The organism is Amycolatopsis sp. NPDC033938 (assembly GCF_055575975.1).
Genome location: NZ_JBVIRO010000009.1, coordinates 179,167 through 201,432, shown reverse-complemented (window position 1 = coordinate 201,432; position 22,266 = coordinate 179,167). Strand labels below are relative to the sequence as shown.

The 22,266-nt window shown below is 68.2% G+C and carries 14 protein-coding genes and 1 pseudogene; 10 read left to right on the top strand and 5 right to left on the bottom strand.

Annotated elements, in window-relative coordinates:
- Position 1 precedes the first annotated feature (1 nt).
- Positions 2-1,561, bottom strand: coding sequence for a sigma-70 family RNA polymerase sigma factor (locus tag ACZ5ZX_RS23325; RefSeq protein WP_465504103.1), 1,560 nt, complete (start codon positions 1,559-1,561; stop codon positions 2-4).
- A 368-nt stretch (positions 1,562-1,929) separates the two neighbouring features.
- On the opposite strand from ACZ5ZX_RS23325, the gene ACZ5ZX_RS23320 reads away from it, so the two are divergent.
- From ACZ5ZX_RS23320 to ACZ5ZX_RS23295, 6 genes and pseudogenes are all read left to right on the top strand, one after another.
- Positions 1,930-2,808: a VOC family protein gene (locus ACZ5ZX_RS23320; RefSeq protein WP_465504102.1), complete on the top strand. Its 879-nt coding sequence runs from the start codon at positions 1,930-1,932 to the stop codon at positions 2,806-2,808.
- Between the two features lie 3 nt (positions 2,809-2,811).
- A pseudogene (locus ACZ5ZX_RS23315) lies at positions 2,812-3,222 on the top strand (carboxylesterase family protein); the annotation flags it as partial.
- A 67-nt stretch (positions 3,223-3,289) separates the two neighbouring features.
- On the top strand, positions 3,290-4,048 hold the full coding sequence (locus ACZ5ZX_RS23310) for a carboxylesterase family protein (protein WP_465504101.1): 759 nt from the start codon (positions 3,290-3,292) through the stop codon (positions 4,046-4,048).
- A gap of 20 nt (positions 4,049-4,068) precedes the next feature.
- Positions 4,069-5,052, top strand: a complete 984-nt coding sequence (locus ACZ5ZX_RS23305) for an Lrp/AsnC family transcriptional regulator (RefSeq protein ID WP_465504193.1) — start codon at positions 4,069-4,071, stop codon at positions 5,050-5,052.
- A 199-nt stretch (positions 5,053-5,251) separates the two neighbouring features.
- Positions 5,252-5,701: a hypothetical protein gene (locus ACZ5ZX_RS23300; protein WP_465504100.1), complete on the top strand. Its 450-nt coding sequence runs from the start codon at positions 5,252-5,254 to the stop codon at positions 5,699-5,701.
- A 188-nt stretch (positions 5,702-5,889) separates the two neighbouring features.
- Positions 5,890-7,062 (top strand): hypothetical protein, encoded by a 1,173-nt coding sequence (locus tag ACZ5ZX_RS23295; protein ID WP_465504099.1) that lies wholly within the window; start codon positions 5,890-5,892, stop codon positions 7,060-7,062.
- Positions 7,063-7,247: 185 nt separating this feature from the next.
- Here the strand turns inward: ACZ5ZX_RS23295 and ACZ5ZX_RS23290 are convergent, their stop codons facing one another.
- Positions 7,248-7,520, bottom strand: coding sequence for a GlsB/YeaQ/YmgE family stress response membrane protein (locus ACZ5ZX_RS23290; RefSeq protein WP_037305678.1), 273 nt, complete (start codon positions 7,518-7,520; stop codon positions 7,248-7,250).
- 296 nt (positions 7,521-7,816) lie between these two features.
- Here ACZ5ZX_RS23290 and ACZ5ZX_RS23285 point away from each other — a divergent pair, with 296 nt between their 5' ends.
- Together ACZ5ZX_RS23285 and ACZ5ZX_RS23280 are read left to right on the top strand one after the other, a co-directional pair.
- Positions 7,817-8,062: a hypothetical protein gene (locus tag ACZ5ZX_RS23285; RefSeq protein WP_465504098.1), complete on the top strand. Its 246-nt coding sequence runs from the start codon at positions 7,817-7,819 to the stop codon at positions 8,060-8,062.
- Positions 8,063-8,274: 212 nt separating this feature from the next.
- Entirely contained in the window at positions 8,275-8,514 is a 240-nt protein-coding gene (locus ACZ5ZX_RS23280; protein ID WP_465504097.1) for a beta-ketoacyl synthase N-terminal-like domain-containing protein, read from the top strand.
- Between the two features lie 38 nt (positions 8,515-8,552).
- On the opposite strand, the gene ACZ5ZX_RS23275 is transcribed toward ACZ5ZX_RS23280, so the two are convergent.
- Positions 8,553-8,774, bottom strand: a complete 222-nt coding sequence (locus ACZ5ZX_RS23275; RefSeq protein WP_465504096.1) for a hypothetical protein — start codon at positions 8,772-8,774, stop codon at positions 8,553-8,555.
- 118 nt (positions 8,775-8,892) lie between these two features.
- Positions 8,893-9,492: a hypothetical protein gene (locus ACZ5ZX_RS23270; RefSeq protein ID WP_465504095.1), complete on the bottom strand. Its 600-nt coding sequence runs from the start codon at positions 9,490-9,492 to the stop codon at positions 8,893-8,895.
- 683 nt (positions 9,493-10,175) lie between these two features.
- On the opposite strand from ACZ5ZX_RS23270, the gene ACZ5ZX_RS23265 reads away from it, so the two are divergent.
- On the top strand, positions 10,176-10,508 hold the full coding sequence (locus tag ACZ5ZX_RS23265; protein WP_465504094.1) for an ankyrin repeat domain-containing protein: 333 nt from the start codon (positions 10,176-10,178) through the stop codon (positions 10,506-10,508).
- A 242-nt stretch (positions 10,509-10,750) separates the two neighbouring features.
- Positions 10,751-11,152, top strand: coding sequence for a nuclear transport factor 2 family protein (locus ACZ5ZX_RS23260; protein ID WP_465504093.1), 402 nt, complete (start codon positions 10,751-10,753; stop codon positions 11,150-11,152).
- Between the two features lie 131 nt (positions 11,153-11,283).
- Here ACZ5ZX_RS23260 and ACZ5ZX_RS23255 read toward each other — a convergent pair whose 3' ends face one another.
- Positions 11,284-22,239, bottom strand: a complete 10,956-nt coding sequence (locus ACZ5ZX_RS23255; protein ID WP_465504092.1) for a hypothetical protein — start codon at positions 22,237-22,239, stop codon at positions 11,284-11,286.
- Positions 22,240-22,266 lie beyond the last annotated feature (27 nt).

Genomic DNA, 22,266 nt, shown 5'->3' with positions numbered 1-22,266 from the left:
GTCATTTCTTTCCCTTGACGGTCAGGGGTACGTCCACCCGGACCGCGCCGGTGGTGGCCGTGAGGGTGCCGTCGGCGGCTTTCGGTCCGGCGAGCAGGCGGAAGACGAACGTCACCGAAGCGCCCGGCGGGAGCTGCTGCCTCGCGGTGCAGGTCACCGTGCCGCTGCCCGCGGGGCAGCCGATCGATCCGGCCGGAGGGTCGCCCGGTCCGACCGCCTTCACGCCGTCCGGCAGGGTCAGGGTCACCGTCATGGGCGCGGCGGGCGCCGAACCGGTGTTGCGGACGGTGATCGGGAAGTCGGCGGGCGGCCCGCCGGTGGACATCGTGAACCCGCTGGGCCCCTCCGCGACCAGCGAGGGCGCGGTGGCCGCCGTGGTCGGCGTGGTGGTCACCGGCGTGGTGGCGCTCGGCTGGCCGCCGGTCGTGGACGGCGTCGTAGCGCCGACGGTCGAAGTCGGCGCGGACGCCCCGCCCGGTGGCGGCGTGGTCGGAGTAGCCGCGGTGCTGCTGGACGCGGGTGGTGCGGCGGCGGTCGCGGGAGCCCCCGCCCGAGGCGGCGGGCCGAGCGTCCCGATCCCCACGGCGACGGCGAACACGACAGCCGAAGCCGCCGCGCCGAGCAGCACGGGCGCCGTGACGGCGGACACGGACGCACTCGCTTTGGCCGTCGCGGCCAGATAACCGGCGGCGCCCGCACCGAGCACGATCGGAGCGACGATGCCCCGCAACGCGCCGTTGACGTCGGCCAGTTCGGTGGCGACGGCCTGGCAGGCGGCGCACTCGTCCAAATGGGCGTTGAGCTGGATGGATTCACGCCGGGACAGGCCGCCACGAGTCCACGCGCCCAGTTTGCCGACCGCCGCCTGGCACCGTTCGGCGGGCTCGCCCGTGACATGGGCCTGGAGATACGCCTTCCGCAGGCCCTCGCGGGCCCGGTAAGCAAGCGCGGCGACGCCGTTGGGGGTGAGCCCGAACGTCGACGCGAGTTCGTCCGGCGATCGATTCTCGATCGCGGTATGCCACAACACGTTCTGCCAGCGCTCGGGAAGGTCGGCGAACGCCCTGGTGATCAGCGCGCGTTCCAGGCCCGCGACCGCCGGGTCGCGGAAGGGCAGGCTGGTGACCCGCTCGACGCCCGGAACCGCTTCCAGGTCGTCGGCCAGTTCGAGCCGGCGCTGCTGCCGGAAACGGTCGTAGGCGGCGTAGCGCACTGTCGTGAGCAGATAGGGGCGGAACGCGGAGCCGGGCCCGCCGCCCGCGCGCAGGGTGATGAGTACCTTCGCGAAGGCATCCGACACCAGGTCTTCGGCGTCGGCCGACGACTTCGCCAGCTGAATAGCCAGATTCCGGGCGGCATGGACGTGGCGGGCATAGAGGCTGCCGTACGCCTGAACGGTCCCGCCGCGCACGGCCTCGATCAGTTCGGCATCGGAGAGCGGGCTCGGCTGCTCTCCGATGCCGAGTGCGTCGTCGAGGTCGGCGCGCATCGCGTTCGCGTCACCGGCACGCCACCGCTCCACGTCGCGTTCGTCGAGGTGCCCGAGCACAGGCGTCGCCACTTTCCGGATGCCAAGGATGATGTGCGTTCCACTCGGCCCTGTCCAGGGCTCCGCTCACCTTGCCACGCCCTTCACCACCGGTCATCAGGCCGATACCGCACTGGGCGATGTGCGGGCACCCGGTTAGGCCGTCCGGAGCAGGATGGTGCCCGCAGTCGCGCAAGGGCCGGTGGACTGCGGCGGTTGGATCATCGATCCTGGCCGGTAGTTCAGCAGCGGACCCGGCATGACCTTCACCACCTGGCCGCCGGTGAGGGACTTCTTGAGCCGGAGACGGATTCCACCACCTCGCCTCGGTCTCTGTCGGGATCCACCAGTTGAGCCCTGGCAGCTGGAAGCACCTGGATTGCGGCAGCAGCCTGTGGGTCATGACCGATCATGACATCGACAGGATCGACCACTCCGTCCTTTACACCACCGACCTGGATGCCACCGCGGCGACATATGAGGCGCTCGGCTTCACCCTCAGCCCGTTGTCCATGCATAGGGGCTCCGATCGCCCCGGCGGCGAGCGTAAGCCGATGGGCGCCGGCAATCGGTGTGCGCTGTTCGGCCGGACTTACCTGGAACTGCTCGGCCTTTTCGGGGACGGCTCGGTCGACCCGTGGAACATCCGACCGCTGATCGCCCAGTACGAGGGCCTGCACGGCTGCTCATTCGGTTGTGAGGACGCCGTGGCGGTCGAGAAGAGACTGCGCGAGGCGGGGCTTTCGTCGTCCGGGGTGCTGCCGCTGCAACGAGACGTGGAGACCGCCGACGGGGTGGCGACCGCGCGGTTCCAGGCGGTTCACCTCGACCGCGCGAGCACTCCCGAAGGGTTGATCCACATCGCGCGCCACCTGACGCCCGAGCTGATCCACCAGCCTCGCTACCTGGGCCACGCCAACGGCGCCGTCCATCTGCACAGCGTGTTGCTGGTGGTGGACGACGCCGAACTGGAGGCGACGGTCGGCCGCTACGCCCGCACGCTGGGCACCGAACCAGTGGCCGAGGGGCCACTGCGGGTCCTTCCCCTCCCGGCAGGGCGAATGGAGATCGTCGCCGTCTCCGCTTTCGGGGAGGTTCTGCCCGGTGAGCCGGTACCCGCGCTGCCTTATCTCGCGGGGCAGGCCGTCGCCGTCAAGGACGTCAGTGTGGCCCGGACGTTGGTGGCAGGCAACGGATTCACCGTCCGCGACATGCCGGGCGGGTTCTTCGTCGGCGCCGGTGAGGCGCGCGGTGCGGCCATCGCCTTCCTGGAGGCCTGACAAATGACGAACCTCGTCCACCTGCCCGGCGGCGCACTGCGCGGTGTTTCCACCGGCTCGGCCATGGCCTTTCTCGGTATTCCGTACGGCAGCGCGGAACGCTTCGCCGCGCCCCGGCCTGCCCCCGCCTGGGAAGGGGTGCGGGTCGCCGACCGCCTGGGACCGGCGGCCCCGCAGCCGCCCTCCCGGCTGGAACGGGTCATGGGACCGGACAGTGCCCTGGCCCAGGCCGAGGACTGCCTGTTCTTGAATGTCTGGACTCCGGGCGGTACCGGACTGCCGGTGCTGGTCTGGCTGCACGGCGGCGGCTTCTCCAGCGGTTCGGGCGCGGAGGCCTGGTATGACGGGGCGCTCCTGGCCGAACGCGGCCGGATGGTGGTCGTCACGGTCAACTACCGGTTGGGCGCCTTGGGGTATTCGTACCTGTCACCGGAGTTCGCTCCGGCCAATCCCGGCCTGCTCGATCAGCTCGCTCGCCGCGTTGGGCTGGGTACGGGACAACATCGGCGCGTTCGGCGGCGACCCGGACCGCGTCACGCTGGCCGGCCAATCCGCCGGTGCGCTGTCGACGCTCGCCTTACTGGGCCACCCCGCCGGTCCTGGCCTGTTCCACCAGGTCATCCTGCAGAGCACGCCGACCGGAGTCGCACCCTTCAGCCCACCGGAAGCAGCCAGGAACGGCTGCCAACTGCTGGACATTCTCGGCCTGTCCCCCGACGAGGCAGAACAGCTGCGGACCGTGCCGGTCCCCCGCCTGCTGGCCGCCCAGCGGGAGCTCGCGCGGCGCATGGCCGCGCCGCTCACCGTGACCCCACCGTTCCAGCTGGTCGCCGAGGGCGGCGTACCCGCCGACCTGCTCGCCGGCGTCCCCGGCGACCTTCCGGCACTGATCGGCACCACCCGCGACGAGGCCTGGGCATTCTTCCCCGGCGCGCCCGCGGACCTGACCACGCGGCTCTTCGCCGACGGCAGCCGGAAACTGGCCCGGCAGGCCGGTCCGGCGTTCGCCTTCCAATTCGACTGGGCACCACCCGGCAGTCCCTTCGGCGCCTGCCACTGCATCGAGCTGCCGTTCGTGTTCGGCGGCTTGGACGCCTGGCATGCGGCGCCGATGCTGGCCGGCGCCGATCCCGCCGATCTACGGCGGCTGGTGGACCAGGTGCAGCGCGCCTGGACGGGTTTCGTCCACACCGGCTCACCCGGCTGGCCATCGTTCCCGTACGTCAGGCGCTTCGCTTAGGCCCAACTACCGTGACACTGGTGAGTTATCCGGTACTGGACGAGCTTGACCGCTCGATCGTCCACGCGCTGCACATCGACGGGCGCGCACCCTTCAACCACATCGCTTCAGTGCTCGGTGTGTCGGACCAGACGGTCGCGCGGCGCTACCGCAGGCTTCGGTCCGCCGGATCGCTCAGGGTGATCGGTCTGCCGAACGCCCGGCGACTGGGCTGGGTGGAATGGTTCGTCCGAGTGCAGGTGACACCCGACGCGGCGGTGCCCGTCGCCGACGCGCTGGCTCGTCGGCCGGACACTTCCTGGGTCTGCCTCACCTCCGGCGGGACGCAGATCTGCTGCGTCACGCGGGTGCGCAGCTCGCGGGAACGCGACGCGCTGCTGCTCGGGCAACTGCCCAGGACCCCGCGGGTCACCGGCGTTACGGCGCACTGCCTGCTGCGCGTCTTCACCGGTGGCCCGTCCGGCTGGCACGGCAGAGCCGACTCGCTGACGCCCGAGCAGGTCAGTGCTCTCACGCCCGAACCACCCGACGAACGACAAGGGCGGGTCGCGCTGCAGGACGGCGATGAGCGGATACTGGCCGCCCTGGCCCGCGACGGCCGCACGACGTATCCCGATCTCAGCAAGGCGACCGGCTGGTCGGAGATGACGGCCAAACGCAGACTCGCGCAACTGCGGCGACGCGGCGCACTGTTCTTCGACGTGGACATCGATCCGCTGCTGCTGGGAGTCGAGACCCTCGCCATCCTCTGGCTGACCGTCGATCCAGCCCGGATGCGCTCGACGGCCGAGGCCATCGCCGCGCATCCCGAGGTTCCCTTCACCGCCGCCACCACCGGCCCGACCAACCTGCTGGTCTTCGCGGCCTGCCGCGACGTGGACTCCCTGTACGACTTCCTCGAACGCGGAATAGGAAAGCTGCCAGGGATCCGCCAACTGGAGAGTGCACCGGTCATCCGGAACAGCAAGCGTGTCGGTGAGACCCAGGCACCCGGTTCACAGTGAGGGGTCATGAGGCAGCCGCGGCCCGGCTTCCGCAAGCCAGTCCGGATCGCCTGCGTCAACCCGTCGACAGTCCTATGTGGACATCTTTCCGCCGGTGACGTGGCCCGCGGGCATTACCCGCCGGGTAATCGACGGTGTTCCTCTTCGGCGGCAGAATCGGTTTTGCTCACGAACGCCCGGTTCAACGAAGGAGAACAGCATGACTTCCCCTGCCATCACCGACAAAGACGTCACCGCTCCGGCCACCTTCCTGCGGCGAGCACTCATGCTGGACGCGCTCGTGACCAGCGGGAACGGCCTCCTGTACCTGCTCGCGTCCGAACCGATCGCCGAGTTCTTCGATATGCGGACCACCCCACTGCTCGTTGTCGGCGCATTCCTGGTGGCGTACGGAATCATGGTCGCCGCGACAGCGAGGCCATCGCGGCCGGCACCGTGGCCCACCAGGCTGGTGATCGAGGCGAACATCGGCTGGGCACTGGTCAGTGTCGTCGCTGCCGTGTTCGGCTGGCTCGGGACGAACCCGATCGGCACCGCATGGACGGTGGCGCAGGCGTGCGTGGTCGCCGGCTTCGCCGCGCTGCAGTGGGTCGGCCTGAAAAAACTGCAGGCGCGGACGGGCGGTCAGCCGTGGATCAACGGGCGGTAAGGACTCCTTCCTAACCTACTGGGCAAGCGACCAGCCGAGGGGGTTGCCGACCATGCCGGATTTCGAAGTGGAGCTGACCGACCTGCATCAAGCGGCCATCAATCTCGAGAAAGGAGGCGACGCCGTCCTGCGCGGTCCCGGACGAACAGCGAAAGGCGACCTTGTCTTCGGATCGGTAGATTCTTCGCATGGCTGCCAGATCGTTCTCCTCGCCGCCGCGGCCCATCGTGGTCGGCGACGTTGTCGCGGCGTACTCCGACCCGCTGGGGGCATGGACCGCCGGGCAGATCACCGGCATCGACGGGGACTGGAAGAAGGTGGATGTGCTGGATCTGGACTGGTCGGGCCCAGAGCCGACGTCGCTGCTGGACCTGGGCGATCTCACACCCTTGCGTCTGACCCATCACAGCTGGGAAGGCAAGTTGTCTCATTGCCATTTCAACTGGGTTCTTCCGCGCAGCCACAAGGTGATCGGCAATCAGCCGCTGCTGCGAACGGAAGGTTCCACCAGCTACGGCTCCGCGTGGCAGCTCGGGCTGCAACTGGCTGCGCAGCGCTCCTGGGATGGCGGCAATCACGATTCCTGGGTGGACCCGGGTGCCCGAACGTTCAGCAGTGAGGACTTCCTCCACGAGGTCGGCGGTCGTCCAGGCACCGATGGGGGCGTATATGACGTGGAGATCACCGTCGTGGACACCCTCGACTGCTCCCGTCTGGTCGCTGCCTATCCCGGCCTGAAACGGCTGACTCTGCGCGGGAAGCTCGGCACGCTGACCAATGCCGAGAGCCTCAACCGGCTCGCCGCGCTTCAGCGGCTCTCCATTTCGGACCTCTTCGGCATGACCAGCGCGGACCGCCTCACACCGGAGCGTGTTCCACACCTGGAGACGCTGTTCCTGTCCAGCGTGCCTGCCGAATACGCCACCGCCATGCGAGCGACCTGGCGCGCGGAGATCCCCAACGGAACTGACGTGGACATCCACGCGCCACGAAAGCCGGACTGGGTCGCGGAGAATCGAGACAACCCGCTGCGTGACTGGGATGGGCGCGAGCACATCGGTACCGCTCGCTTCAAGAAAGCCGTCGCCCAGTACAAGGCCACGCGACGTGCCGTGCTGGCCGAACTTCGTGCCCCAGACACGGCTGATCAACCATCAAGGCTGTTCTCGCTCGGGCGCGAATACGGCGAAGCCTTCAACCACATGGATCGTCGGAATCCCTTCATCGAAACAGTCGAACGTGAAGACCTCTTCGACGCACTGGCCGGCATCGTGAAGGCCGCCGAGGAGGAACTCGGTCGCGATCTCGCCTGGGCAGGCGAACACCTCGTCAAAGGTCTCGAATCCATCCGTGACTGGTAGACCAACCCGCAACGTCCGCTCATGCCGCGAGTCGCGAGGCACCGCCTGCCCGCGAGCCAAGGAGCCCCGTATGGGAATCACGGTGGTGAGGCCGAACGGACGTGACCGAACCCACCAATCTCACGAAGTGTCATCCACCAACCAGTGGACAGCGTTCCGATCTGATCCGGACGCGTTGTGGGGTATCAGGCGCCGCGGTGGCTTTTGCGGCCCGTCACCTTGTTGTAGATGACCAGAACGATGACCGCGCCGATGACCGACCCGATCCACCCGGCAGGCTGAAAGCCGCGGATACCGACCGTGAGCAGGCCGAACAACAGGCCACCCACGACCGAGCCGACAACGCCCAGCACGATCGTCCGTAGCAGGCCGATGTCGTCCTTGCCGGGGACCAGGGCTCTGGCCAGGAATCCGGCGATCAGACCGAACAGGATCCAGCCCAGGATGGTCCAGAACATCGTCTCTCCTCATGTCAGTCGGACAGAAGATCACAGTACGACGGAACACTGTCTGTCCGCCAAACGGCGATCATCAGGCGAGCGAGTTCCTGCCGGTGATGGGTTTTGACGGTCATCCGGTGGCAGGGAGCCGGTTCCCGACCTCGTGCGCGGTGACGCGGGTCGTCGAGAACATCGGGTGAGCGCAAGGCGAATGCCGGTGTGCCCGGCGGGGAGTTCGAGCGCTCGGCGGCACCTGGGCCCAACCGGCCGACATCGGCACCACTCTCGCCAATCTCTCCGCGGCCACGACCGCGATGAACCGCATGCTCGCCGGCCTCGGGATGAAGCTTCTCACCACCGATACGACCACCGAATTCGCTTCGGTCGAAGGCCCTTTCAGCGGCGACGCCACCCAGGCGGTACGAACCGCGGGGCTGTGGCTCACCCGGGCCGTGGACACCTGCGCACACCTCAGCACCTATCTCGACAACGCCCACATCGCCGTCGGAGGCCTCGCCGAACCCGCACCGACCGTCCAGCGCCGCAGCCCAGATATCTGAGGCTCGATCTTCGGCGACTCGGTGGGGTGCGAGATGTTCCCGACTGACCACCGGATCACCTCTTAGGTTGGAGATCCGTGTGAATCGCCGTCACAACGGCTCGACGGGTCGCGTGTGACAGCACCATGGCCGGGTGCCTGACAAGATCGCGATCGTGGGGGGTGGCCTGCCGGTTCCCCGGTGGAGTCGATGACCTGGACAGCTTGTGGTCCTTGCTGTCCGATGGCCGTGAGGCGGTGGGAGCCCCGCCCGCGGACCGGTTCGACCTGGACCGGTATCACGACGTCAACCAGATGCGGCCGGGCAAGTCGTACACGTTCGACGGCGGGTACCTGGCGGACGTGGCCGGGTTCGACGCGGAGTTCTTCGGGATCAGCCCGCGTGAGTGCCAGGTTGCCCAGCAGCTCGGTCTGGACCGCTCCGGAGTCAGCCGGATGATCGCCGCAGCGTAGTGGCGTTGACAACTGCCGGACAGGACCTGCTCAACCAATCACACCAGTGGCAGCGAGCGAAGTTCGTCGAACTCACTGCCGATTGGAGTTCCTCCGACCGAACCACCTTCGCCCGTTATCTCGAGCGCCTTGCACGCGATGTCGAAGCTTGCCTCGCCCACCGGAAGACCCTTGACGCTCCACCGGAGCAGCGTCCACATCGCCGCCGAGCGATACCGCGGCACCGGCACCGCCTGGAAGTACCGAGAACGGACGAGCATCGCCCCCTTCGCGAGTACCGCGCAGCGCCGTCCTCGCTCCCACAACGTACGTCGAAAAGGGCGCCCGCCGACAGCACGAGTTGAGCGGATCCAAGTGTGGAGAAAGAGGCCTCGCGGATTACAGTCGCTCTCCCAAAAGTTTCGCCACCTGGATGTAGCCGTCTTTCTTCCGGAGCTGCGGGAGATGGAGATTCAGCATCCTGGTCTCTCCATGTACGCGCTTGGCGACGGCGAGCGTGGCCCAGTAATCATCCAGGTCGCAGTACATCGCAGCGTCTCCGACCCCGGGGATCGGCGTGTTCGGGCCAGGACAGTTCTCGGCCGTCGTGAAGACCGGAGTGTTGGGGTTGGCTTTGGCGAAGGCGAAATAGTAGAGCCTTGGCGTCGTTTCGGACCGCTGATCGTCGGTTGCGTAAGCGCAGGTGTACTCAGGCGCCGTCTTGGTCGCTCCGGGTGGTTCTTCCGTGGCGACGATACCTACAATGCCGATGATCGGGGCGAGTTCTCCGGCCCCGAGGAACGGGCAGGCGGCGGTCACCTTCGCCGGGGAGATCGCAGGGGTGAAGGCAGGCGGTGTGCTGCTGGGGGCAGATTTGCTCGGGGTCGGCTTGCTCGACGACGACGACGGAGGAGGTGTGAGACTTTCGTCCGGACCGCCGCAGGCTGAAGCCGCAAGCAGCAGGCTTACCGTGGCGAGAACAACCCAGGATCTGTTCATTGGAAAAATCCGCTCCTGGCCTCGGACGAGGTGGCACTGTAGTTGCCCAGCACGATCGACAACGACACCGTCATACCCGGCACCACCCCCGGGGATCGAGGTTCACCGAGGTGCCCGGACACACCGTGCAGGCCGTCGGCGGGACAACGGTCAGCCTCGCCGCGCCAACCGCGGCGTCCAGGACAATGGCGTCCTTTCACCTTCGTTGAAATTGACATTATCATCGTCCTTTTCCCGCAAAAATATGTCCACGAACCGATACCGGAAAATTGGTCCGGCTTGTGGCGCCGTACGAAACCGAGGTGAGCCCTGATCCGGATATTGACGCGACGCGCACTCGTCACACACCGACCTCAGCACCGCGTACGGATTGCCACCTTCGACACGACCCCCAATACGCCGCCCTGATCCGATCACAACTGTGACATCACACTGCGACCTGTCACATGAGCTTGGCAGGAGATCGCCGCCTCGTCAAGACACCAGTGCCCGGGGCCCTGTCGCGTCGGCGGACGAGCCAAGAGGCTGATCTGGCAGGTTGGGAACATGCGCGTCCATCGAGCCCGGGTACGTCACCCTGCTGGTGCCCGTGATCATGGTGCCGTGCGGGCAATCGCGCTCGGCGGAGCCCCGGCGCGAGCGGTCCGTCTTCCAGCCGACGGCGAAAGGGACAAGAGCCCCTTATGAACTGGTCGCCAGCTCACCAAGCAGTCGAACTTCACAACCTGTCTCAGCTTCGGGATCTGCTCGACGCCGGTCACGACGTCGAGGACGACAATGGAGACGGCTGGACCCTGCTGCGCCATGCCGTCGATGTCGAGCACGACGGTCACGTCCAGACCGGCGAACCTCTCCACGCCGACATCACCGCGTTCCTGCTCGCCCGCGGAGCCGATCCCCTCCGGCGCCGCAACGGAATCCCAGTCGTGGAGGAGGCGGAGATCCTCGGACACTGGCTCGCCGCCGACATCATGCGCCACTGGATCAACCGCGGACACCAGACGCCCTGGTCGTAGCCGCACTTGCGAGCCGCGGCTCCGAGTGTCCACAAGAGACACTTTTCTGAAGATACGTGTCCGACTTGGACTGTTCGCATGGTTTCGCGAGGTGGTCCCACGCCACTCGCCAGGTAGTGAAGGCCTCCTTCGCTACCGTGAGGGTAGGTAAGGGGACCTTCACGGCAGCGGGCCGTGACGTACTCTCCCGCTCCCCCGATACCGTGTCGCCGACCAGAAACGAAAAGTGAACAGGAGCGGGTATGACCGACGACGTGGCCGGCCAAGTGATCAAGGCGGAGCAGGATCGGATCCAATGCCTCCTCGACGTGGATCGCGGCACCTACGACCGCTTGCACGCCGCGGAGTACCGGCTGTGCAACCCGACCGGCACCGTGTGGACGAAGGCCGAATACCTGGATCTCCTCACCACCGGGCGGGTCGTCTACCGGGACTTGAGGCTGACCGGCGACGTGGACGCCATCGTCGGCACCGACGTCGTCGTCCTCCGCTATCGGTGCGTCATCGAACTCACCGTCGACGGCGCGGACATCCCGCGGCACGATGCCTGGCACACCGACGTCTACACCCATGCCGGTGGCACGTGGCGTTGTGTCTGGTCGCAAGCCACCGGCATCATGGACCTTCCGTCGGCCGCATCCTGACCCAGCCTGAGGAAAGGCGCGTCGCCGGTACTGTCCCGGATCGGAAGAGCGCTTGAACCCCGACCCGGGCCACACTCACCGGTGACGATTCCGCCTACCCGCCGTCCTCCTCACCGTGAGTCGTCGCGCCCTCATGGCGCGCACGCGTTCGGGTTGTCGAAGTGACCCGGGGTGGTCGGGAACGCCGGCCCCGTACCGTGGTCGTTCATATCCGGTTGATACACCAGGGCGAGTTCGTCGTAGGCCGACGTGCCCGCCGCGGTCACGTCCCCGGCGACCTGACCGGCGCCCAGCGAGTACGCCCACCGCTGCAGGAAGTCCTGATGCGTCGGGCTGTGCTGCCGGACGTCGTTGTAGCCGCCATAGGCCGCGTTGCAGTGCGTGTAGAGGTTGTACGCACCGCCCCAATCGAGCAGCCGGTCCCCGAGGTTCGGCCCGTTGTCGGCGACGTCGGCCTGCAGCACGTCGCGGTCCCAGCCGCCGTAGATCCAGTCGATGCCCTGGTGGTGCTGATTGTCCGCGACGTCGGCGTTGTCGATGTTCGTCATCTCGAACCACGAGCACGGGTCGACCGTGACCGCGTTCTTGCCGTTGCCGAACGTCTGCGGCCACGGGTTCGCGGTGCAGGTCGTCTGCCCCGGTGCGCCGTAGGTGCCACGCGGGCGCCAGTCGAGGATGTCCGAACCCAGCGCGCCGGTGTCCGGGTCGACCGACGGTCCGGACGTGGCGCCCTTGCCGCCGACGAGGTGATCGACGAGCGAGTCGTTGACACCCCGGTCGTTCGGGTTGGCCGGGTCGGTACCGCCCTTGCCACCCCACAGCACGTCCGCGCCGTCGTCGCCGAAGACGATGTCCCCGCCCGAATCCCCGTTGGCCAGATCGTCGCCGAAGCCGCCGTGGATCGAGTCGTGGTCGTCGCCGCCGCGGATGCGGTCGTCACCGCCTTCGAGGTCGCCGCGGTGCGGCATCGCCGGAGCGTCGCCGGGTGCGGCGAAGGTGTCGCCGTTGACGTCGTGCTGCAGGTCGACCTGCCGCGTGACCGAACCGGCCAGGAAACCCTCGTAGTGGATCGCGGGCACCTGGGGATTGTCGATCACGAACTTGTTCGACCCGTTCTGGAACACGTCCACGACGCCGCCGCGGTCACCGACCATGGCGTCTTCGCCGCCGGTGCCCCACATCCGGTCTCCGCCCAGCTCTCCGTACATGTCGTCGGCGCCGTCACCCGGAGCCGTCGTCGTGCCGGTGTCGCCGTACATCAGGTCGTCGCCGTCCTGTCCGTACTGGGTGTCCTCCCCCGCGTCGCCCCACAGGTTGTCGCCGCCGGAGGCGCCGATCGCCTCGCAGGTCGCCTGTGTGGTGGTGCAGAAGCGCGTCGGGGCACCGTTGACGCCGTGGCGCACGAACGCCGCGCCCTGCGGGAGGTTCTGCGGGTCGTAACGCTTCGCGTAGATCCGGTTCGTCAGCGGCAGCGAAACCTTCGTGAGGTCGTCGCCGAGCGCCACCGGTTTGCCGGTCTGGTCCACGATGTCCCGCATCGCGGTGCCGTTGTCACCGAGGATGAAGTCGGCGGCCCCGTCACCGTGCACGTCGTCGGCCGTGTCGCGGAAGACCGCCAGCGAGCTGCCGCCGATCAGGTCGTCCTGACCGTTCGGCGCGGAGACGTCGCCGAGGTCGTCCGACGCCGCGCCCGGCCACGCCGGCACGGGTGGGCTGATCGCGATCCCGGCCTCCGCGAGGGTGCGGTCGCCGAACATCGTGTCGTGCCCGCCGTTGCCCTCGGCGTAGTCGTCGTGCGCGCCGCCGGACATCTGGTCGTCGCCGTCCTGGCCGAACATCACGTCGACGCCGCCACCGCCGGAGAGCTGGTCCCCGCCCGCCACGGCACGGGCCGGCGCGCCGAGGAATCCGTTGCTCCACGAGAGATCCAGCAGCCGCAGGGAACGTTGCGTCTCGAACGTCCCGTTGCTGCCCACGCGGAGCAGGTACGGCGACGGCGGCGCGATCCGGTCTGTGATCGCGTTGTCGCCGAGGATCACGTCGTCGCCCGAGCCACCGAAGACGACGTCCGCGGTGTCCGGCTGGCCCTGCGTGGTCAGCGCGGTGTCGCCGCCGTGGATCGTCGAGCTGCCACCGACGAGGTCGTCGTCGCCGTTGTTTCCTTCGATCCAGTCCCGGCCGGGGCCGCCTTCGGCGTGGTCGCCGTCGTTGCCGCCCTTGATCCGGTCGTTGCCGGACTGGCCGAGGATCGCGTCGCAGCCGTTGTCACCGGTGATGTCGTCACCGCCGGAGGTGTTCGGCACCGGCGTGTCACCGAGGTCGTACAGCTGGATGCTGCGGTGCGTCATCGGGACCGCGCCGGGCAGGTCCGTGTCGAAGCGGCCCTGGGTGATCGGGCTCTTCGGAATGCCCGCGTCCCTGGTCACCAGCGCGTTGTCGCCGGTGATCACGTCCGCGTCCTCGCCACCGGAGATGGTGTCCCCGGTGTCGAGCTGACCGACGGTGCCCTGGCCACCGCCCATCTCCACGGCGGACGAACCACCGAGGAGATCGTCCTGCCCGGAGTCGCCGAACAGTTTGTCGGCGTCCTGGTCACCCTCGACGTAGTCGTCACCGGCGTCGCCGTGCACGGTGTCCGTTCCGGCCTGCGCGTAGACGACGTCCGTGGCGTTGCCACCGGAAATGGTGTCACCGCCGGAGTTCGCCGCGTTCGCGGTGAAGCCGAGGTCGAACAACACCACGTGCCTGCCCGCCGACAGCCCGCGTCCCCGGGTGACCGGGTCGCCGGTGTCGCCACCACCCGTACCGGTGATCGTGGCGTTGTCACCGGTGATCACGTCGTCGGCGTCGCCGCCGGAGATCGTGTCACCCGCGTCCGGGTAACCGGCCGCGTTCTTCGCCGCGGGGTCGCCGGGCGTCTGATGGCTGCCGCCGATGATGTCGTCGGCCTCGGTCTCCCCGTTCAGCGTGTCGGCGCCGGGGTTTCCTTCGATACGGTCCGGATCCTTCCCGCCGGAGACGGTGTCGTTCTCCAACCCGCCGTAGAGCGCGTCGGTGTCCATGCCGCCGCCGATGGTGTCGTCGCCGCCCAGCGTGGCGTCCGCGCTACTGGCCAGATCGAACACCGGTCCCCCGGGCGCCGCCGGATCGCCGTTGTCGCCGATGATCGTGTCGGTGCCGCCGTCGCCGAACAGTTTGTCGGCGTCGTCGGGCTGCCCGGCCGCCCGGGTGCCGCCCACGATCACGTCACCGGACAGGCCACCGGAGATCCAGTCCTTGCCGTTGTTGCCCTCGATGGTGTCCGGGTCGTCGCCGCCGAACATCGTGTCGACGCCGTCGTTGCCGTACAAGGTGTCCGCGCCGGTGTCGCCGTAGACGGAGTCGTCGTCCGAGCCGCCCCAGACCTGGTCCGCGTCGCGGCCGCCGCGCAGGACGTCCTTGCCCTTCTCACCGCACACGAGGTCTTCGTTCGCCTCGGCGTCGACATTGTCGTCACCGCCGCCTGCCCGCACGTTCTCCACACCGGCGCCGCCGAGCACGCGGTCGTTGCCGTCGAGCGCGTCGTTCACCGTCTCGTCGACCGGGGTCGACGGGAGCGGCGCACCGGCCTTGCACGGTGTCGTCTGCTTGTCGCCGTACACGTCCGCGCCACCGTCGCCGCCGATGATGTGGTCCCGGCCGAGGCCGCCGACCAGCGTCTTGTGCGACGGGCTCACCCCCTGCGGAAGCGGGGTGTGCGTGACGAAGTAGAGCGGCCCGTAGTCGTCGGTCTTCGCCGGATCCGGGAAGTCCAAAGTGGACGGCTCGGCGATGACGTAGTCGTCGTCCGGCCCGCCGTAGAGGGTGTCCGCCCCGTACCCGCCGAACAGGATGTCGTTGCCGCCGCCACCGCGGAAGTCGTCCTTCTGCGTCTTCGCCGAGTGGCCGGTGACCCGGTCCTGTCCCTTGCCGCCGAACACCTTGTCGTCACCGGAGCCGGTGTCGACGGTGTTGATCGGCCCGCCAGCCGGGCCGCCCGTGGTGTTGGCGTCGTCCGAGCCGTAGCCGTCGATGCCGGGGTCGACCTTGCCCGCGGTGTAGATCTCGTCCGGCCCGGTGCCGCCGGCGAACCGGTCGCTGCCGTCACCGCCGATGAGGATCGCGCCCGGTGAGACGAAGAGCGCCTGCGGAAGCGTCGGCACGTCCTTCAGCGGATCGTCGGCCGCGACACCGAGGGTGTCGTCGCCGCCGTTGCCGAACGCGGTCGACTTGGCGAAGCCGACCTTGATCGTGTCGCCTCCGTCGCCGGTCCCGGTCCCGCCGGCCGGATCGGGCAGGATCGCCCAGTTCGGCACGGAGACGGTCGGACCGCCGGCGCCGTCCGCGATCGGGTCGCCACCGTCGCGGCCGTCGTTCTTCAGTTCCTTCAAGCCGACCGAGGTCACCGGAGGCGCGCCGAGGCTCGAGTCGCCCGCGACGACGTCCTCGCCGTTGCCGACGGTGATGCTGTCGACGCCCGGGCCTCCAGCGACGCGCGCCTTCGCTCCATTTTGGACATAGCTCTTCCTGTCCGCGGCGAGCACGGTGCGGTCGCCGGTGACGATGGTGTCGTCACCCTTGCCGCCATCGACCCACGAGTTGCCGATACCGGTCTTGATCTGGTCGTTCTTGTCGCCGCCGAACACGATCGCGTCGCGGTCGAACTGCGCTGTCGGCGGCGGTGGGCCGTCCTTCGCGGTGTCGAGCTTGGCGTCCCCGATGAACGTCACGCTCATCGGCTTGGCGTAACCGCGGCCGTCCACGACCACCCGCTCGATGTTCGCGTTCCGGAACTCACGCCGGATCCCGAGCATGTCCACGGCCACGCCGGTGAACGCCGGGCTCGCCGGGTTCGCGTAGTCGTGCAGCGACGTGATCTTGACGGTGTCCTTCTCCTGCTTGTCCGACTCGTACGGGTCGCCGGCGCCGCCACCGCGCTGGGCGGTGTGGCCGAGCGCGGCCGCGTACACCACGAGCGTCTTCCCGTCACCGCTGAGCCCGCCGAGTTTCGGCGGTGGTGGCGTGCAGTTCGGTGTCGCGGTGAAGTCGAGCAGCGTGACGTCGACGATCGTGAAGCTGAACGACACCGAGAACGGGCCGAAGCCGACAGTCACGTAGAGCTTGAGGAAGACATAGAGGCGCCCTGAAACGGTGAACAGGCATATCGGATTGTTCAGCGCCGTTTGCAGGAACTCCGTGATCCGGAACTTCCCGTCGTGGTTGGGATCGTTCCACAGGAACGAGACCGTGAGCCCGACGCCGCCTTCGATGCCGACGGTGATGACCACGGCCGTGACCGCCGCCCCGGCGGCGAGTTCACCGGTGAACGACACCACCGGGATCGGTTTGCCGTTTTCCGTGGTGTAGAAGAACAGGCTCTGCAGGAAGGCCTGCCCCACGGTCGCGAGGTCGAGTTCTCCCGCACGAGCCGCTTCGAACGCCTTGCGGATACCGAAGGTGTCGAAGCCCGCGACGATGCGCAGCGTCACCGACGCGGAACCGTGCAACGTGATCACCACCGGCGGCGGCGCGTACACCGGCCCGAACTGCTGACGCCAGTCGAAGCCGAGGCGCAGCGGTCCGGAGTCGAACTTGACCAGGTCCACGTCACCGCCGAGCAGGACGTTGAACAGCGACGCGGGCTTCTCGAACACGGGGAAGCTGAACCCGGCCGTCGCGGCCTTGGTGGTCATCGGGTTGGCCGACTCCGGGTCGTTGTTCTGGTTCTTGCCGTTGATCGTGCCGAGGATCGGGGTGAAGGCGTTGCCGCCACCGGCGTCCTTCTTCGCGCTGATCAGGCTCTCGGTGTTGTCCGGCGTGACCGTGGTGTCGAGCGCCTTCTGGCCACCGAGTTCGAACGAGCCGAGCGGGATGAGACATGAGGTCGTGCAGGTCGGGAAGTGGTTGATGAAGTTGACGACCCCCGCGATGGTGTCGACGAACTTCAGGTCCGGGCCACCGGCGACCGTGCTGAAGGCCTTGCCGATGGACACGATCGTGACGTCTCCGCCACCTGCCAGATGGGACAGGTCCGAGAGGACCGGAATCGGCGCGTACAGCGTCTTGATCACCGGGTCGAGCGGTCCGGTGACCTGCTTGATCTTGTTCACGATCGGGCCGAGGATCTTGCCGAAGATCTCGCCGCTGTCGATGGCCACCTTGTCGAAGGCCAGCGTCAGCGGGGAGTTGCCGCCGTCGGCGCTGTTGGTCCCCGGTTTGACGTTGTTCCACGCCCAGTGCAGCCGGAAGTCGGCCTGGATGCCGGGGAAGCCGGCGTCCTCCCCCGGCCGTGCCTTGAGCAGCCAGTTGATGTCCGCGCTCGCGTGCAGTTTGACGTCGGCGAGCCGGTCCAGTCCGGCGTTCTGCAGATCGGTCAGATGCAGCCTGCCGTTGGTCGGATCGTCCGGCGCCACCAGGTCGATCTTGAACGCGCCACCGAACAACGGCAGGACTCCCGCGTCGTTCGCCGGGGCCGCCGCGTGGTCGCAGTCGTCCTGGCTCTTCTGCTTCGTGCAGTTCTCCGCGGTGATGTTGATGAACGCGAGCTGCGCGTTGATCTTCTTCGGCAGTGTGACGTTCAGCCCGACCGCGAACTCGGGTTGCGCGGAATCCTTGGTGCTGATGAAGAACCCCTCGCTGCGGCTGATGCCCATGGCCAGGTGCAGCCGCCAGCCGAGCTGGACCTCGGGACCCGCGCCGCCGTCGGCCTTCAGCGAGAAGCCGGGGATGCCCAGGTCCAGTGGCACGGTCTTCTTGAGGCATTCGTGGCCGGATGGCAACCCGGCGCAGTTCAGCAGGTCGCCACTGAAGTCGCCCTGGCTGACGTTCAGGCTGATCGTGACCGCGTCGAGGTCGTTGTACGAGCAATCGTGCGGCCGCGGGTTCTCGGGCGGGTTCTCCGGCGCCCCGCCGATCGAAGCGGTACCGACGTCGGTGAGCTTGGCGTCGGTGACGTCCGCGATCAGCTTGAAGGCGCCGCCCTCCTCGCGGAACACCAGGTACCCGGCCGCGTTGGTGACCGGCTCCCAGGCGATGTCGAGCGAGTCCGTTGTGGACAGTGCGGCCGGGCCGGTGGTGATCTGGCCGGGATCGCTGGCCTTGGCCTGTTTCTTCTCACCGTTGACGGTCACATAGGACGCGACGACGTAGCGGTAGGTCTTGTCCGCCGCCGTGGCGCCTTCGTGCAGTTTGACCGTGGGTGTGCCGACAGTGCCCAGCGGCGTCTTGCAGAGGGTGTCCACGGTGACGGTGTCCGGGTTGAGGCCCGCTCCGGCGAGCTTGCCGCCGAGCTGGTCGTTGACCCAGCCGCGTACCGCGGCCATGTCGGTGAAATGACCGTTCGCGGGCAACTGGTCCAGCGCGGTGTGGATCGCCGTGCGCAGTTTCCCGATGAAGTCCGCGCCCTGCTGGAGGTCGTCACCGAGCAACGGCAGCTTGCCGCCGAAGCTGGCGGTGTTGAGGGCCTGCTCCACGAGGTTGAGGTAGCTGTCGAGGCCGTCGAGCCTGCCGAAGTCGATCAGCTTGGCCGCGAGCGCGTCCGCCAGCAAGGCCGGATCCGGTGTCTCCAAGCGCGGATGCCCGTCGATGGGCACCCCGCCGAGGTTGAAGTAGTCGTCGACAGCGGTCGATTTGGGCAGCCGCAAGGCGAAGTTGTTCGACTTGGCGGCGTCGGCGATCACCTTGCTGTAGGTCGCGCCGCCGTCCTCGCTGATGTACAGCGGCAACTTGGCACACAGGGCCAGCGGCGTACCGCCGTCGAGGCCGCAGCCGACCGCGGTGCTCCCGGCGTTGATCGTCGGCCCGACGGCGCCGAGGAAGTCGGTGAAGCTGACCGGCGTGCCGGTGCCACCGCCCTTGGCGAGGTCGATCGAGTAGGACGCCTTCGCGGTCGCCTTGTCCGCCGACTTCGGGTCGCCGAGCGAAACGCTCAACGGGCCCAAGGTGGTCGCGATGGTGGCGTTCTCCACGGTGGCGTCGAGTTTCACGCCGATCTTGGAATCGTCGAGCACCCGCAGCGCGTTCGCGTCGGCCGGGCCCGCACCGGGCTGCAGCGGGACGACCAGGCCCATCTTGACCTGACCGCCGACGCCGAGCGAGACCGAGCCGTCGCCCTGCACCCCGGCGACCCGCTGACCGCCGGTCGGCAGGCTGAAGTCGAACTGCACCGGCGTACTGGTGTGATAGGCGCGTTTCCAGTCCAGCCGGATGATCAGCGACGGTGTCCCGCCGGGTTCGGCGTATTCGAAGGTGACCGGGACGCTGTCCTTGAAGCGCGTGTTGATGGTCTGGACGAGGCGCTGCAGGTTGTCGGACGGCGCCGCCTCCAGCATCGAGATCACGTCGTCCAATTCGGACCGGACCACATAGGACGTGGCCGGTGAAGGCTGGCTTGCCCAGGGCCCGGCCAGCACGAGCGTGTCCGGCGTGACGCTGCCGACGACGCCCACCTGGGTGCCCGCGACGACCGTGCGGCCGACGAGCGAGGGCGGGAACGCGTTGCCCTTCTCGACGGTGCGCGCGATGTCCTTCACGGAGTTCGTGCCGTAGCTCACGGTCGGGCCGGAGCCGGATTGGTCGGCCCGCAAAAGGTCCTTCAGCGAACGGCCGACGAGGGGGATCTTCGTGCCGAACACCGCGGCCCCCGACGGCGAGGCGTCGCCGAGCGACGCGTTGAGGGTCTGCAGTGTCTTGAGGATGATCGAGAAGAGCGCCTTCGGGTTGGCCGGATCGAAGTCGAAGTTCGCCAGTTCGGACAGGTCGCTCGCGCTGAACTGCGGCCCGTCGGGACCGGTCGGCTTGGTCAGGTCGTTCCAGGTGAATCCCGCGTGCGCGGTGGCACCCTTCAGGAAGTCGCCCGTACCCGGCGCGCTGGCGTCGACGCCACCCGCGCCGCGGACCCGCACCTGGAAGTCGAGCAGCGCTCCCGGATCGTGCAGCAGTTTGTCGACGACAGCACCGAAGGTCAGGTCGCCTGAGTCCTTGAGTTTCACCTGCACCATGTGGTCGTCCGCGCCCGGCGTGCCGGCGCAGTCCGCGCCCGCGTTCGGATGGCAGACGTGTGCCGCGCCCTTCAGTTGCACCTGGAGGAATCCGGCGTTGGCGAAGAGGTCGATGCCCGCGTCCATCGGGAAGTCGGCGGTGAACAGCGAGGGAGCCCCCGAGGTGCGCAGCAGCACCCGGTCCGGGCCGGTCGGTGTCGCGCCGACCAGTGTCGTGCTGCCGTCGGGGTTCTTCTGTTCGATCGGCGGGTTGTGCACGGTCGGGTTCCGGAGGTCGAGTACGAGCGTGACAGCGGCGTCGTAGCTGGGCTTGACCTTCGCGGTGGCGTTGACGGCGTTGGCCTCGCCGACACCGCGGCCGCCGGTCTTCAGGTCGTTGCCGAGCTGGACGACGCCGACGTCGCCCTGCATCCCGGAGATCGTGTACGGCGCGTTGGCGGCCGGGATCACCGGCGTCCAGCCGGGTGCCTGCAGGAAGAGCGTGTTCCCGTCGTTGTTCTCGATGGTCGCGCCCGCCGCGCCGGCGACGACGCGCCGTCCCGCGAACTCCCCCGGCTTCCAGGTCTGGTTCTCGTCCTTGAGGGTGGTCTGCGTGTAGCTCGTCTTGGCCGGGGTGCCAGCCGGTCCCGACGCCGCCGCCGCGGCCGCGTTGAGGTCCACGGCCGTCGACGGTGCCTTGCGGGACAACGTGATCTTGAAGTCGAGTTTGGCCGAACCCGGTGGGAAGTGGACGTCGGAGATGCCGATCTTGCCGCCGCCGGGCAGGTTCGCCGCGGTGTTGAGTTTGTCGAGCATCTGCTGCAGCGACGCGAACAGCGGTTCGCCTGCCTGCGTCGGGTCCGCCGCGGTCTTCGTGTTGTCCTGCAGGAACTTCTTGATCGACTCGTTGAGCTGGATCGCGTCGGCGAGGGTGCCCTTGAGGAACGGCAGGTCGAGGTTGCCGATCGGGTTCGCCGCGTCGCCCCACTTCGCGCGCTGCATCGAGGTCAGCGTCGTCGCCAGCTGCGCTAGACCGGTGGCCAGGTCGCGCGGGGTCATGTTGAGGAACGGGCCGACGGTGCCGATGCCCTCCGGCGTGATCTGCGGGGAGCCGGTGGCGATATCCGGCCAGCCGATGCCGATCTTGGCGTCGACCGCGGGCAGCGCCAGCGAGAAGGAGGCGGCGGGCGCCGCCGCGAGGTGCAGGGAACCGTTCAGCGAACCCGCCGGGCTGGCGAAGCCGAAGCTGACGAGACCTGCCAGCGAACCGTTCTGGGCCAGCTCCCCCGCGGTGCCGTCGTTGTTGAGGAACGCCAGCCGCCCGTCGTTGTCCGGGTCATTGATCGTGGCGGCGAAATGCGCCTTGAGATCCAGTGAGGTGTCCGTCTCGACGAGTTTCACCCCGAGGACACCGATGGCCGCGTTGACGGCCTTGATGGCGTTCGCGTCGGGGAAGTCCGCCGAAGCGTCGACGGTCAGCGACGGCGTCGTACCGTCGTTGAGGATGTAGGCCTTGTCGTGCGCCTTGTCCCAGATCAGGGTCAGTTTCACCGTGGTGCCGACGGTGAGCCGCACGCCGCCGGTGGAGGAGAACGCGGACTGCGGGGCGTTGCTGCCCTCCCCGAGCGGGACCGGGATGTTCAGCGCCTGGTTCTGCAGTACGCGGGACACGGTCAGCGTGAGGTCGAGTTTCTTGTCCTCCCCGACGGTGCTCAAGGTGGTCTTGAGCGTCCCCGCCCGGTCGGCCGACAGCGTGATCGGCTGGTCGATCTCCAGATCGGCGTCGTCGACCGCGGCGGACAGCTTCTTGGTGCCCGCGTTGAACGCCTCCTGGGCCAGGGTGTCGAACCCGAGAGCGGCACCGGGGCTGGTCTGCACGGCGGGCAAGGCCTTGGCCAGCTGCCCGATCGCGCCGAGCCCCTTGCTCCAGGTGGCGAAGCTGTTCGAGGGCCCGGCCAACGCGTTGACCAGCGTGCCGACGCCCGGGCTCGCCGCCCGCGCCGGTGGCGGGGTGACCACCACGCCCATCCCGATCGAGACGACGAACGCCGTCGTCAGCGCGAGCCACCGGGAACCGGCACGTGAGCCCATCGGGCACCTCCCCGTCCACGGGCGCGC

Bases quoted from the DNA above. Each gene is read 5' to 3' on its own strand.
- ACZ5ZX_RS23270 (WP_465504095.1), bottom strand. From the start codon at position 9,492: ATGAACAGATCCTGGGTTGTTCTCGCCACGGTAAGCCTGCTGCTTGCG.
- ACZ5ZX_RS23275 (WP_465504096.1), bottom strand. From the start codon at position 8,774: ATGCTCGTCCGTTCTCGGTACTTCCAGGCGGTGCCGGTGCCGCGGTAT.
- ACZ5ZX_RS23295 (WP_465504099.1), top strand. From the start codon at position 5,890: ATGGCTGCCAGATCGTTCTCCTCGCCGCCGCGGCCCATCGTGGTCGGC.
- ACZ5ZX_RS23265 (WP_465504094.1), top strand. From the start codon at position 10,176: ATGAACTGGTCGCCAGCTCACCAAGCAGTCGAACTTCACAACCTGTCT.
- ACZ5ZX_RS23300 (WP_465504100.1), top strand. From the start codon at position 5,252: ATGACTTCCCCTGCCATCACCGACAAAGACGTCACCGCTCCGGCCACC.
- ACZ5ZX_RS23260 (WP_465504093.1), top strand. From the start codon at position 10,751: ATGACCGACGACGTGGCCGGCCAAGTGATCAAGGCGGAGCAGGATCGG.
- ACZ5ZX_RS23255 (WP_465504092.1), bottom strand. From the start codon at position 22,239: ATGGGCTCACGTGCCGGTTCCCGGTGGCTCGCGCTGACGACGGCGTTC.
- ACZ5ZX_RS23285 (WP_465504098.1), top strand. From the start codon at position 7,817: ATGAACCGCATGCTCGCCGGCCTCGGGATGAAGCTTCTCACCACCGAT.
- ACZ5ZX_RS23320 (WP_465504102.1), top strand. From the start codon at position 1,930: ATGACCGATCATGACATCGACAGGATCGACCACTCCGTCCTTTACACC.
- ACZ5ZX_RS23290 (WP_037305678.1), bottom strand. From the start codon at position 7,520: ATGTTCTGGACCATCCTGGGCTGGATCCTGTTCGGTCTGATCGCCGGA.